Genomic DNA, 11,690 nt, shown 5'->3' with positions numbered 1-11,690 from the left:
AAGCCAGCTCCCACAGTTGAAGCGTGCTTACTTCAGATGGTCGGTGAGGTACTTGAAATACTCCTGGCGAATCTCCGCAATCTCATTCGCCAAATGATGCCTGCCACGCGGGATCATCAACACTTCAGGCTGATCAAACTTGCCCCGCAGCACCTGCAAGTTGTGCTGCCAGTCCACCGTCATGTCTTCCTCACCCTGCACAATCAGCGGCCGCCGCGGGCTGCGCGGTGCGGCTTCGATGCGCTTGATCCAGCGCGCCAGCGCACCCACCCAGGCCGTGGGCAGTTGGCGCGGCTGCAACGGGTCGGCTTCCAGGAACGGCTTGAACGTGGGGTCATGGGTGTTTTCGCTGAAACGTCGCGCGATGCCTTTGACGAACGGCCGCAGCAAGTAATAGCTGACCTGCGACCAACCCCACGCACGCGGGCGCACCAAGGGTGACAACAGGAAGGTCTTGCCCTGCGCCGGGCTGTCGGCGCCGTGATGGAGCAAATGGTCGACCACCACCGCGCCGCCGGTGCTTTGCCCGAACAAGTGCCAGGGCTGCGGCAACTGCAGCGCCTCGGCCTGCGCAAACAGCGCCTGCACCACGTGCTGATACACCGCAAAATCGTCGATGCTGGCCCGTGCGCCGCTGGACAGGCCATGGCCGGGCAAATCGCAGGCAATCACCACGAAGTTCTGGTCCAGTGCCCAGTCCACCACGTTACGGTACAGGCCCATGTGGTCGTAGAAGCCGTGGAACATGAACAGCGTCGCCACAGGCGCAGGCGGCCACCACACCTGGGCGACCACTTGGAAGCCATCCACCTCAAAGCGCCCCAGACGGCTCACGGCAGGTACTTTGCGCGCGGCCAGGTCCAGCCCGTAGAAACGCTGGTAGACCCGCGCCTCGGCGCTGAGCGGTTGCACATCCACAAGTGGCCGCAAGCTGTCGCGCAGATGATCGGGGTCAAAGCTCACAGGCATAAAGGGTTCCAGACTGACGGTGAAGATGAATATCGAGCGGTGATATTCATCTGTCAGGGCAAGCATGGCAAGCTACGCGACCTTCGAGGATTGATCTGAATGCGACAGCCCTACCGTTCCGCCCTGTTCGCCAGCCTGATCCTGGTCATCTGCGCCGGCGTGCTGTGGGCGGCGTACGACTGGTTTCAGGGCCGCTACTTGCGCGCATTCAGCGAACACACGGCGGTGTTCTCCGGCGATGCCCTGCGCCTGCCCGCCGAACTCGCCGGCCCCGGCCCGATCCGCCTGGTGCACTTCTGGGACCCGGCCTGCCCGTGCAACGTCGGCAACCAGCAACACCTGGGCGAGATGATCGAGCATTACGCGCCCCAAGGCGTCGAGTTCTACGCCCTGCAAAAGGCCGGCAGCCACGGCCAACTGCCCGACAACCTGCGCAAAATGAAAACCCTTAATTCCCTGTTCGGTGCCGACCACGTGCCGGCGACTCCGGCTGTCGGGATCTGGGACCGCACGGGCAAACTTGCGTATTTCGGGCCATACAGCGAAGGGCTTACGTGTAACTCCAGCAACAGCTTTATCGAGCCGATCCTGCAAGCCCTTCAGGCCGGGCGCGAGGTCGATGCCACTCATACGCTGGCGGTGGGCTGCTATTGCGAGTGGAGCAAGGCACCAAACTGAACACAGCCTGTTCAACCGGCAAACTCCAATCACCCGAGCATTGGGCTGCTGTATCGTACGTTTTCAGCAAGATTGTAAGCGTAGGAATACATGAGCCAGTTAACCATCATCCTCTGGATGCTCAACGTTATCGTTGATACGTCCGGCCAGTTGGCTTTTAAAGCCGCCGCCTCGGCCAGCGCCGAGCATGATGGCATCGCCCACTGGAAGCACATGCTCAAGCGGCCGTGGATCTGGCTGGGGGTAATCTGCTACGTCTTCGAATTCGTGTTGTGGCTGGCGTTCCTGACCCTGGTGCCGCTGTCGGTGGGCGTGATGCTGGGCTCGATCAATATTGTCGTGATCATGATTGCCGGACGGTTCCTGTTCAAAGAGAGCCTGAGCAAATGGCGCCTGATCGGCATCATGCTGATCGCCTGTGGTGTGACTGTCGTAGGGTTTGAATGATGAAACGCTTTTACATCCTGGGTTTTCTCGCGCTGATCATTTTCGACACCTTGGCGCAGGTCAGCTTCAAATTCGCCTCGGTGCATGCCGAGCCGCTGACCATGGACGCCGCCTGGCTGGTTCGCGTATTTGGCGCGCCGTGGATCTACGGCGCCTTTGTCGGCTATATCGGCGCCTTCTTCACCTGGATGACGCTGCTCAAATACGCCCCGGTGGGCCCGGCATTTGCGGCCTCGCACTTGGAGCTGATCAGTGTGACGCTGATCTCTGTCTGGCTGTTCGATGACACCTTGACCCTGCCTAAAATCATCGGTGGCGCACTGATTATCGCGGGCATTCTGTGCCTGGCACGCAGCGAAGACAAAGAGAGCAAACCGGCCGAGGTCGAGCCGTTGCAGGCCCCGGTGTCATGACACGCCGATGGGAGATTCCGCCGACCGCAGGGCTGCCTTTGCGCTGGCGGGATTTGCTCGGAAGCTCCGCAGACCTGGCCGATTCGCTGGCCCGCCAATTCTCGATTCCAACGCCTGCGCTGCCCTGCTCAGGCACGGCGGCGCTGGTCATCGCGCTGCGCTCCTTGCAGCAGCGCATGCCCGGCCGCACCCAACTCATCGTGCCCGCTTACACCTGCCCGTTGGTGGCATTGGCCGCGCATTACTGCCCGCCGTTGCGGGTGGTGCCCTGTGATTTGCAACCGGGCAGCATTGACCTGGACGAACAACACCTCAAGCAGCTGTGCGATGAAAGCACACTGGCCGTGGTGGTTACCCACTTGGCGGGGCGCGTGGCAGATGTCGACACCGCCAAACTCATTGCTGACTCAGTCGGCGCGGCGGTCATCGAGGACGCCGCGCAAGCCATGGGCGCACTCGACGATGGCCACAGCGTCGGGCTCAAAGGCGATGTAGGTTTTTTCAGCATGGCGCTGGGCAAAGGCCTGACGACGGCCGAAGGCGGCGTGCTGTTCAGCCGCGACCCGGTGTTGCATCAGGCATTGCACCGACAGTGCCGCCACGACTTGCCTTTCAGCCTGCGCTGGGAGCTGCAACGCAGCGCCGAATTGTGGGGTTACGCCCTGGCCTACCAGCCGCGGGGTTTGCATTACGTGTATGGGATTGCGCTGCGCAAGGCGCTGGCCCAAGGCGATGAAGTGGCGGCCGTGGGCGACGACTTTTCGGTCAATGACATCCCGCTACACCACCTCGGCGCCTATCGCCAGAAGGTCGGCGCCGCCGCGCTGGCGCGCTTGCCCGATCACTTGCAGCAAGGCCGCAACCGGGCACTGCGCCGCGCCGCACGCCTGAATGCATTGCCCGGCGTTTCGGTCGTGATGGACCGGCCGGGGCAGCAAGGCACCTGGCCGTTTCTGATGGTGATAATGCCGTCGGCAACGATGCGTGATGCAGCAATGGCGCAGCTGTGGACCTCAGGGCTGGGCGTGACCCGCCTGTTTATCCACACCTTGCCGGACTACCCGGCCGTGGCCCCGCTGTTGCAGCCTGGCAGCGACATGACCCAGGCCCAGGCCTTCGCCACGCGCACGCTGTCGATCAGCAACAGCCACTGGCTGACGGACGCCCTCTTCGAGCAAATACTGGCCCGGCTAAAAGCTATCGTCGCCAGCCCTCGTTGATACGCGCCACCAAACGGCTGTTCAGCTCGTTCTGCTGCTGTTGCCAGATCTGCACTTGCGCCTCAGGCAGTTCCTCCTGGCCATCGGAGGCACTCAACCAGCGCTTGAATTTGCTTTCGTAGTGGTAGGCCGACACATCACCGGTGACATCCGCGCCGATGATCCGGCCCTGGCAGGCACTGATCAGGTCATTCAAATGCTGCTCGAGGAATTCACCCTGGTCCCAGTTGGTATTGACCACTTCGGGGCTCAACACGTCTTTATCGATGGACAAGTAAACCGGCAGCGAACGGTCTAACTGCGCCAGGAACGCGCGCATCAGCTCATCCGGGTGGCTGAACGCGCGGTTGCTGCGGCCGGCGCCGATCCAGTTAATCCAGCGCGTGTCGACGTTGACGTTCCAGTAGGTCAGCTTGCGCTTGAGCAGCGGCGACCAGTGATTCTCCCAGGCGTGGCCCAGGCCGATGTCCTGCGAGCCGATGCCCAGCACATGCACGTGCTCGACCTGCGGCAAACGGCTGGCCCAATAGACCCACGAGCCGCAATGAATGCCGAACGGGTAGCGCATGTTGTCCGGGTGGTTGTCGCAAATGATCAGCTGGAACTTCTGCTGGCTGGGCAGTCGGTTCAACAGCAGCTGGCTGAGGTGGTGATAGTCGCCGCTGCCGGTAAACACGCAGCCGTAGTCGCTAGGCATCTGCGCGTGCAGTGCGGTCTCCAGCTCTTTGAACTGCGCCCAGCGGCAGCCGAAGCGGATTTTTTCCTGCCAGGCCTGCAACGGCAAGGTGATCGCGCCGGGAATGTCGCTGACGGCGCCATCGAAATCCAGAATCAGCGGTGCTCGATCCTGGCTCATGACGCCTGCTCCTGTTGCCACTGGGCATCGCTTTCGAAGTGATGACGGAATCGATTGCCCAGCTTGCGCAACAGCGGGTTGCGCACCCAGACCAGATGGCGGGTAAAGGTAAAGTCGGCGCCGAGGCTGGCCTTGACCTGTGGGTCGGTCCAACCGGCCACGTAAAACTTCAGGCCGTTGGCGACGGCGTACTCCAGGTTTACAAACCAACTGACGAAGTACAGGTTGAACTCCAGCGCCTGCGGGTAATTCAGGCCGATGTACTTGTCGAGCAGCTTGTCGCCCTCCACGTAGCAGAGGTTGTAGCCGATCAACCCATCGCAGTGCCAGTAGCAAAAGACCCGCCCAGTGCTGGCGGCGTCCCTCAGCAAACCGCTGAAAAACTCCGGCGTGAGCAGGTCAAAATGGATCTCGCTCTGGTCGTAGACGGCCCGGTACAGCGCGTACAAGTGCGCCAGCCAGGCGTCATCGTTGAAGCGTGCGTCGCCGGTGTCCAGGACTTCCACACGCAATGCCTCGCGACTGCGCAATTTGCGTCGGATATTGCGCCGACGGCTGTGGGACAAACGCGCCAGGTATTCGTCGATGGTGGTGAAGTCGATTGGCACATACGCCAGCGCCTGGCCTTCCAGGCTGATGAAGCCACGCCGGGTGCAGTCATCGATCAGGTCTTGCGCGTAGCGGTTATCGGCGTCGCTGAGCAGCGGCGAGTTGCACGGCACGTCTTTGATCACGGTGAGTTTGCGCTGCGGCGCACATTCATATTGCAGCCACTGCGCGAGGTCCTGCGGCGACACGCCTTGGGGCAACGGCGAGTATTCGCTGACCGTGGTGCCGACAAAACAGCTGTCGATGCGCAGCCACGTATGCCAGAAACGATACCCCGGCCAACCACGCACGCGTTTTTCGAACTCATCGTCGGCGGTGGTCAGCAGGTCGAAGGGCGTGAAGAAGTACGGCAGGCCCTGTTCGGACAGGTGCACGTCGAAACCCACCGGCGGGTGCTGCAAAAAACGCTCGATCAGCGATTGTGCCTCCAGGCAGCACGCGTAGGTAGCCTCGGGGCGGCTGGAGTCTGGCAGGGGTTGCGTGGCGCAAGTCATGACAAAAAGCTCAAAGATGACAGGTGGAATAATACTGCCTATGGGGTGTTCTCCACTTGAACCTCGGCTGTCGACAAGGCACATCAGCATTTCCCTCAGCCCTCGTCAAAAACCTATTAGACTCCGCTGACTTGAAAGGTGAATGACCAAGGACCGTCCATGAAACGCAGCCTGACCGTGCTCGCTATCCTGATTGCCGCCCTCATGGCCGGCGCCGGCTGGTATGTCTACAGCAAGCAGCCCACTCGCCAGGGCACCGAAACACTGGCCAACCTGCAGGGCACGGTCACCGTGCGTTATGACGACCGTGGCGTGCCGCACATCCGCGCCGAGAACGAGACCGACCTGTACCGAGCCTTGGGCTACGTGCACGCCCAGGACCGGCTGTTCCAGATGGAGATCATGCGCCGCCTGGCCCGTGGCGAACTCGCCGAGGTGCTGGGGCCGAAAGTGCTGGAGACCGACAAGCTGTTCCGCAGCCTGCGCATCCGTGAACGCGCCTTGAGTTACGTGGAACACATTGACCACGACTCCAAGGCCTGGAAAGCCTTGCAAGCCTACCTGGACGGCATCAACCAATATCAGGACAGCCACGCCAGCCCCATGGAGTTCGACGTGCTGGGCATCCCCAAGCGGCCGTTTACCGCCGAGGACACCATCAGCGTCGCCGGGTACATGGCCTACAGCTTTGCTGCCGCGTTTCGTACCGAGCCGTTGCTGACGTACGTTCGCGACCAGTTGGGCAGCGATTACCTGAAAGTCTTTGACCTCGACTGGCAACCCAAGGGCGCGCTGAACCTGGCCGCCAGCGACTGGAAAACCCTCGGTGCCATCGCCTCCCTGAGCGATCAGGCCTTGGCCGACAACGGTCTGCCGCAGTTCGAAGGCAGCAACGCCTGGGCCATCAGCGGCAGCCGCACCAAAAGTGGCAAGCCCTTGCTGGCGGGCGACCCGCATATCCGCTTCTCGGTGCCGTCGGTGTGGTACGAAGCGCAGCTCTCGGCGCCTGGCTTTGAGCTCTACGGTTATCACAACGCGTTGGTGCCGGTGGCGTTCCTGGGCCACAACCTGGATTTCGGCTGGAGCCTGACCATGTTCCAGAACGATGACCTCGACCTGATCGCCGAAAAGGTCAACCCGGACAACCCCAACCAGGTCTGGTATCACGGCCAGTGGGTCGACATGACCAGCAGCGAGCAGCAGATCGCGGTCAAAGGCCAAGACCCGGTGATACTCACCCTGCGTCGCTCGCCCCACGGACCGATCATCAATGATGTGCTCGGCGAAAGCGCCGGCAAGACACCGATTGCGATGTGGTGGGCGTTCCTCGACACCGAAAACCCGATCCTCGAAGGTTTCTACCAACTCAACCGCGCCGACACCCTGGCCAAGGCACGCGCGGCGGCGGCCATGGTGTCGGCGCCGGGGCTGAATATCGTGTGGGCGAACGCCAAGGGTGATATCGGCTGGTGGGCGGCCGCGCAGTTGCCGATTCGCCCGGCAGGGGTCAACCCCGGCTTTATCCTCGACGGCAGCACCGCCCAGGCCGACAAGCTCGGTTTCTACCCGTTCAGCGCCAACCCGCAGGAAGAAAACCCGGCGCGCGGTTATGTGGTGTCGGCGAATGCCCAGCCGGTGTCGCCCACCGGCATGGAAATTCCCGGTTATTACAACCTGGCCGACCGTGGCCAACAGTTGAACACGCAGCTGAGCGACAAAAGCGTGAAGTGGGACGTGAACAACAGCCAGGCCCTGCAACTGGGCACCACCACCGCCTATGGCCCACGCTTGCTGGCGCCGCTGTTGCCGGTGCTGCGTGAGGTGGTCAAAGACCCGGCACAGCTGAAACTGGTGGAGCAGCTTGCCGCCTGGAAAGGCGACTACCCACTGGATTCCACCAGCGCCACAGTGTTCAACCAGTTCCTGTTCAACCTCACCGACGCGGCCTTTCACCCGAAACTGGGCGACGCGATGTTCAAGACCCTGCTCACCACGCGGGTGATCGATGCGGCGCTGCCGCGCCTGGCGGCCTCAGCGGACTCGCCGTGGTGGGACGGCAAGCGCGCCGACACGGTCAAGCTCGCGTGGGACAACAGCCTGGCGCATCTGAAAGCCACCTTCGGCGACGACCCGAGCCAGTGGCAATGGGGCAAGGCGCACACCCTGACCCACGGCCACCCGCTGGGCATGCAGAAGCCGCTGGACAAGCTCTTCAACGTCGGCCCCTTCCCCGCCCCCGGCACCCACGAGGTGCCGAACAACCAGTCCGCCATGATCGGCCCCGCGCCGTGGCCAGTCACCTACGGGCCATCGACGCGCCGGCTGATCGACTTCGCCGACCCGGCCCACGCCTTGACCATCAACCCGGTGGGGCAAAGCGGCGTGCCGTTTGATTCGCACTATGGCGACCAGGCGGAAACCTACATCGAAGGCGGGTATGAGCAGGCGCATTTCAGTGATGAGGAAGTGACGGCGAATACGCGGGGTACGTTGAAGTTGTTGCCAGCGCGGTAATAGCCCTGAAGAAATGCGGTTCAATGTGGGAGCGGGCTTGCTCGCGAATGCGGTGGGTCAGTCGAAACATCGGGTGACTGATACTCCGCATTCGCGAGCAAGCCCGCTCCCACATTTGCCTTGTGTTGTAGCCACTATCGTGTGCGCATTCGCCCCGGCGCCTCGCCATAGGTTTCCTTGAACTTCTTGCTGAACGCCGCCTGGGACTGATAACCCACCTGGGCGGCGATATCCAGCAGGCTCAGGCGCGACTGGCGCAGCAGGTTGAACGCCCGCTCCATGCGCAGCTGGGTCAGCAGCACCCACGGCGACACACCCGCCACTTTCACAAACGCGCGCATGAAGGTCGCCCGCGACATGCTCGCCGCAGCCGCCAGGCTGTCGATGGTCCACTCGTGGCCGGGCTCGGCCAGCATCGCCTGCCAGGCCTTGCCCAGGCGCTTGTCGGCGAGCAAAGCGAAGGTGCCTGCCACGGGTGCCTGGCAGGTCAGCCAAGTGCGCAGAATAAGGGTGAACAAGGCCGACGACAGCGCGTCGATAAACGAGCGTGCGCCCAGTTGCTGGCCGTCCGCTTCACTGCGCAACAGCGCGATCAGTGCCGCCAGTTGCCCGTCGCCCTGCCATTGGCGGCTGGACACCACCAGGTACTCCGGCAACGCGCCGAACAGCAGCGACTGGCGGTTGTAGTGAAAGCTGCCACAGAGCATGTCCACTTCCGTTCGCTCGCCGCCCAGGCGATACACCGGCAGCACACCACCTTCGATCACCGTTGGCTGCATCGGCCGGATACGCGCGCCCTGGCTGCGCAACAAATGCGTAGCGCCACCGGGCATCAGCAGGATATCGCCCTCCTCCAGCGTCACCTGCTGCCCGCCCGACAGCTCGGCACGGCACGTGCCGCTGAGCACGATGTGGTACGGCGCCACGCCGAGGTGCTCTGGCGGGTGATCCAGTGCCCAGTCGCCCTGGAACTGGCAACGCAAATCCAGACTGCCGCGCAGGTTGGCCAGCGCAATAAGGGTGTCGATCGAATTCATTTGCGAGCATCGGTCAAAAAGATGAGCGGATTGAACAATAACGCCAACACCGAACAGCAGACACTGGCTTCACACCTCACCTGTTCAGGAGTTACCGCGATGTTCAATAACTGGTCCGACTTGCTGCCTACCGTGAAAAAAGCCTTTGGCGCGCTGGGCAAGAGCAACCCGAAGCTGGTCAAAGCCTACATGGCGTTGGAAGAGGCTGCCGAAGAAAACGACGCACTCGACGCCAAGACCCGCGAGCTGATTTCCATCGCCGTGGCCATTACCACGCGTTGCGACGGTTGCATCGGCGTGCATGCCGACGCAGCGATCAAGGCCGGCGCGACCCGCGAAGAAGTGGCGGCAACGCTGGCCACGGCAATCTCGATGAATGCCGGCGCCGCGTACATCTACTCGCTACGCGCGCTGGAAGCCTACGACACGCTTAAACCGGCGCCGCAAAGTTAAGCCGGAACTGTTGCGGCGTCACGCCCAGCCGGCGGCTGAACACACTGCGCATGTGCTGGGCGTCGCGAAAGCCGCATTGATAGGCCACGGTTTTGAGCGGTGCGGGGCTGCTTTCGAGCATCACCCGCGCCGCATCCACCCGCGCCCGCTCAACAAACTCCGCTGGCGTTATGCGCGCCTCACGGGCAAACACCCGGGAGAAATTGCGCGCACTCATATTGGCCGCCTTGGCCAGGTCGGCGATGGTCAAATCCCCGGTCAGGTTCGCCAGCACGTACAACTGCACCAACGCCACCGCCGAGGTGCTTTCGGCGTGGGGTGTAAGAAACGGGCTGAACTGCGATTGCCCGCCCGAACGCTGGGTAAATACCACCAGGCGCTTGGCCACGCTCAGCGCGACTTCCGGGCCGTGGTCCTGGGCCAGCAGGAACAGCGACAAGTCGATACCCGCGGTGACCCCAGCCGAGGTGTAGAGGTTGCCGTCCTGCACGTAAAGGCGGTCGGCGTCGACCTGGGCCGAGGGGCACAAGCGCGCCAGGTCGGCGGCGTCGTTCCAATGGGTGGTGACGGTTTTGCCATCCAGCAAGCCGGCACGGGCCAGCATGAAGGCGCCGTTGCAGATCGAGCCGAAGCGTTGCGCGCGGGCGGCGGCGGCGCGCAGCCAATCATCAAATGGCGCGCCGAAATCTTCGAAGGGCAGTTGCGGGCCACCGGCGACCAGCAGCAGGTCGTAGGCTTGCAGGGCTTCGCTGTAATGTGTGTGAGCCTGCAACGACAAGCCGTTGGAGGCCGCCATGCTGCCGTGGCCCAGGCCAAGTACTTCAAGCCGGTAATGGTCGTGCGGCGGCAAAAAACGGTTGGCCTCGCAGAACACATCCATGGGGCCAGTCACGTCCAGTGACTGAACGCCGGGGAAGATCAGGATGGCGACGGTTTTGCCCATGCTGCAAATACCTTTTCTAACTGAATAAATGCAAAACCCCTGTGGGAGCGGGCTTGCTCGCGAATGCGGTAGTTCAGTTGACACATGCATTAACTGACATACCGCTTTCGCGAGCAAGTCGAATCGTCGCACCGCCGCTCCCACATTTGATCCTCTTAGACTTCAAGAGACTGTTCCAACTGGCACGATGTGAAGCCACATTGGCCGACATCGCACCCTCGCCGCGATAGCCCCGTCGCGGGCGCGCGACCAGACTGGACTCATCGGCGCCACCCCCGGCGCTTTGTTGAGGAGAACGACCATGAGCACCACCATCGCCGGCATCCAGATCCCGGACAGCGCCTTGGCCAAGGCCACCACCGAATACATCCGTGACGTCGAATCCGACCTGCTTTACCACCACTCCCGCCGCGTATTCCTGTTCGGCGCATTGAGCGGTGAGCGCAAGCAACTGGCCTACAACCCTGAGCTGCTGTACGTCGGCGCGATGTTCCATGACCTCGGCCTGGTCGAAGGCCATCGCAGTGACAACGAGCGTTTCGAAGTGGACGGCGCCAACGCCGCGGTGGCGTTCCTCAAGCCTTACGGGCTGAGCGATGACGATATCGAGCAAGTGTGGCTGTCCATCGCCCTGCACACCACGCCCGGCGTGCCGCAGCACCTGCGCCCGACGGTGGCGCTGGTGACTGCCGGCGTGGAAATGGACGTGCTGGGCATGGACTACGCCGCGTTTTCCAGCGTGCAGCGCGAAGCCGTGGTGCATGCGCACCCACGCGGTGAAGGGTTCAAGGAATGCATCATCTGCGCGTTTGCCGACGGCTTGCGCCATCGCCCGCAGACCACGTTTGGCAACGTGAAGACCGATGTGCTGGTGGATCAGGAGTCGGGGTTCAAGCCGATGAACTTTGTCGAGGTGATTCGCAAGTCGCCGTGGGCCTGACCAGATCATTCCCACGCTCTGCGTGGGAATGCAGCCCTGGACGCTCTGCGTCCGCTCTTGGAAGCATGACGCGGAGCATCACAGAAGGCATTCCCACGCGGAGCGTGGGAACGATCA

12 protein-coding genes are annotated in these 11,690 nt (G+C 62.4%); 7 read left to right on the top strand and 5 right to left on the bottom strand.

Going from position 1 to position 11,690, the window contains the following annotated elements:
* Positions 1-27: 27 nt before the first annotated feature.
* Entirely contained in the window at positions 28-969 is a 942-nt protein-coding gene (locus HX783_RS18175; RefSeq protein WP_177017969.1) for an alpha/beta hydrolase, read from the bottom strand.
* Positions 970-1,068: 99 nt separating this feature from the next.
* On the opposite strand from HX783_RS18175, the gene HX783_RS18170 reads away from it, so the two are divergent.
* The 4 genes from HX783_RS18170 (at position 1,069) to HX783_RS18155 (ending at position 3,727) form a co-directional block, all read left to right on the top strand.
* Entirely contained in the window at positions 1,069-1,647 is a 579-nt protein-coding gene (locus tag HX783_RS18170; RefSeq protein ID WP_177017801.1) for a DUF6436 domain-containing protein, read from the top strand.
* 90 nt (positions 1,648-1,737) lie between these two features.
* Entirely contained in the window at positions 1,738-2,094 is a 357-nt protein-coding gene (locus HX783_RS18165) for an EamA family transporter (RefSeq protein ID WP_065902270.1), read from the top strand.
* Positions 2,094-2,507: a multidrug efflux SMR transporter gene (locus HX783_RS18160; RefSeq protein ID WP_159960761.1), complete on the top strand. Its 414-nt coding sequence runs from the start codon at positions 2,094-2,096 to the stop codon at positions 2,505-2,507. Before HX783_RS18165 ends, HX783_RS18160 begins: the two co-directional genes overlap by 1 nt.
* Positions 2,504-3,727, top strand: a complete 1,224-nt coding sequence (locus HX783_RS18155; protein WP_177017800.1) for a DegT/DnrJ/EryC1/StrS family aminotransferase — start codon at positions 2,504-2,506, stop codon at positions 3,725-3,727. The genes HX783_RS18160 and HX783_RS18155 overlap by 4 nt, the downstream gene beginning before the upstream one ends.
* Here the strand turns inward: HX783_RS18155 and HX783_RS18150 are convergent.
* Positions 3,705-4,583, bottom strand: coding sequence for a hypothetical protein (locus tag HX783_RS18150; RefSeq protein WP_177017799.1), 879 nt, complete (start codon positions 4,581-4,583; stop codon positions 3,705-3,707). The two genes, HX783_RS18155 and HX783_RS18150, sit on opposite strands and share 23 nt — an antisense overlap.
* A complete protein-coding gene (locus HX783_RS18145; RefSeq protein ID WP_177017798.1) occupies positions 4,580-5,686 on the bottom strand; it encodes a GNAT family N-acetyltransferase in 1,107 nt (368 codons plus the stop codon). Before HX783_RS18145 ends, HX783_RS18150 begins: the two co-directional genes overlap by 4 nt.
* Before the next feature lie 159 nt (positions 5,687-5,845).
* On the opposite strand from HX783_RS18145, the gene HX783_RS18140 reads away from it, so the two are divergent.
* Entirely contained in the window at positions 5,846-8,200 is a 2,355-nt protein-coding gene (locus tag HX783_RS18140; protein WP_177017797.1) for a penicillin acylase family protein, read from the top strand.
* Between the two features lie 134 nt (positions 8,201-8,334).
* Here HX783_RS18140 and HX783_RS18135 read toward each other — a convergent pair whose 3' ends face one another.
* Positions 8,335-9,237, bottom strand: a complete 903-nt coding sequence (locus HX783_RS18135) for an AraC family transcriptional regulator (protein ID WP_177017796.1) — start codon at positions 9,235-9,237, stop codon at positions 8,335-8,337.
* A 99-nt stretch (positions 9,238-9,336) separates the two neighbouring features.
* Here HX783_RS18135 and HX783_RS18130 point away from each other — a divergent pair, with 99 nt between their 5' ends.
* Complete coding sequence (locus tag HX783_RS18130; RefSeq protein ID WP_177017795.1) at positions 9,337-9,690, top strand: carboxymuconolactone decarboxylase family protein; 354 nt, start codon at positions 9,337-9,339, stop codon at positions 9,688-9,690.
* Here the strand turns inward: HX783_RS18130 and HX783_RS18125 are convergent.
* Positions 9,668-10,633 carry a GlxA family transcriptional regulator gene (locus HX783_RS18125; RefSeq protein WP_177017794.1) on the bottom strand — a complete coding sequence of 322 codons (966 nt, stop codon included), beginning with the start codon at positions 10,631-10,633 and terminating at the stop codon, positions 9,668-9,670. The genes HX783_RS18130 and HX783_RS18125 overlap by 23 nt on opposite strands.
* Before the next feature lie 301 nt (positions 10,634-10,934).
* Here HX783_RS18125 and HX783_RS18120 point away from each other — a divergent pair, with 301 nt between their 5' ends.
* Positions 10,935-11,573, top strand: a complete 639-nt coding sequence (locus tag HX783_RS18120; protein WP_177017793.1) for an HD domain-containing protein — start codon at positions 10,935-10,937, stop codon at positions 11,571-11,573.
* Positions 11,574-11,690 lie beyond the last annotated feature (117 nt).

This window comes from Pseudomonas sp. D2002, assembly GCF_013385735.1.
Lineage (GTDB): Bacteria > Pseudomonadota > Gammaproteobacteria > Pseudomonadales > Pseudomonadaceae > Aquipseudomonas.
The sequence above is the reverse complement of the archived record's forward strand: the minus strand, read 5'-3'. Positions and strand labels throughout refer to the sequence as shown.

Bases quoted from the DNA above. Each gene is read 5' to 3' on its own strand.
- HX783_RS18125 (WP_177017794.1), bottom strand. From the start codon at position 10,633: ATGGGCAAAACCGTCGCCATCCTGATCTTCCCCGGCGTTCAGTCACTG.
- HX783_RS18135 (WP_177017796.1), bottom strand. From the start codon at position 9,237: ATGAATTCGATCGACACCCTTATTGCGCTGGCCAACCTGCGCGGCAGT.
- HX783_RS18155 (WP_177017800.1), top strand. From the start codon at position 2,504: ATGACACGCCGATGGGAGATTCCGCCGACCGCAGGGCTGCCTTTGCGC.
- HX783_RS18150 (WP_177017799.1), bottom strand. From the start codon at position 4,583: ATGAGCCAGGATCGAGCACCGCTGATTCTGGATTTCGATGGCGCCGTC.
- HX783_RS18175 (WP_177017969.1), bottom strand. From the start codon at position 969: ATGCCTGTGAGCTTTGACCCCGATCATCTGCGCGACAGCTTGCGGCCA.
- HX783_RS18160 (WP_159960761.1), top strand. From the start codon at position 2,094: ATGAAACGCTTTTACATCCTGGGTTTTCTCGCGCTGATCATTTTCGAC.
- HX783_RS18145 (WP_177017798.1), bottom strand. From the start codon at position 5,686: ATGACTTGCGCCACGCAACCCCTGCCAGACTCCAGCCGCCCCGAGGCT.
- HX783_RS18130 (WP_177017795.1), top strand. From the start codon at position 9,337: ATGTTCAATAACTGGTCCGACTTGCTGCCTACCGTGAAAAAAGCCTTT.
- HX783_RS18170 (WP_177017801.1), top strand. From the start codon at position 1,069: ATGCGACAGCCCTACCGTTCCGCCCTGTTCGCCAGCCTGATCCTGGTC.
- HX783_RS18120 (WP_177017793.1), top strand. From the start codon at position 10,935: ATGAGCACCACCATCGCCGGCATCCAGATCCCGGACAGCGCCTTGGCC.
- HX783_RS18165 (WP_065902270.1), top strand. From the start codon at position 1,738: ATGAGCCAGTTAACCATCATCCTCTGGATGCTCAACGTTATCGTTGAT.
- HX783_RS18140 (WP_177017797.1), top strand. From the start codon at position 5,846: ATGAAACGCAGCCTGACCGTGCTCGCTATCCTGATTGCCGCCCTCATG.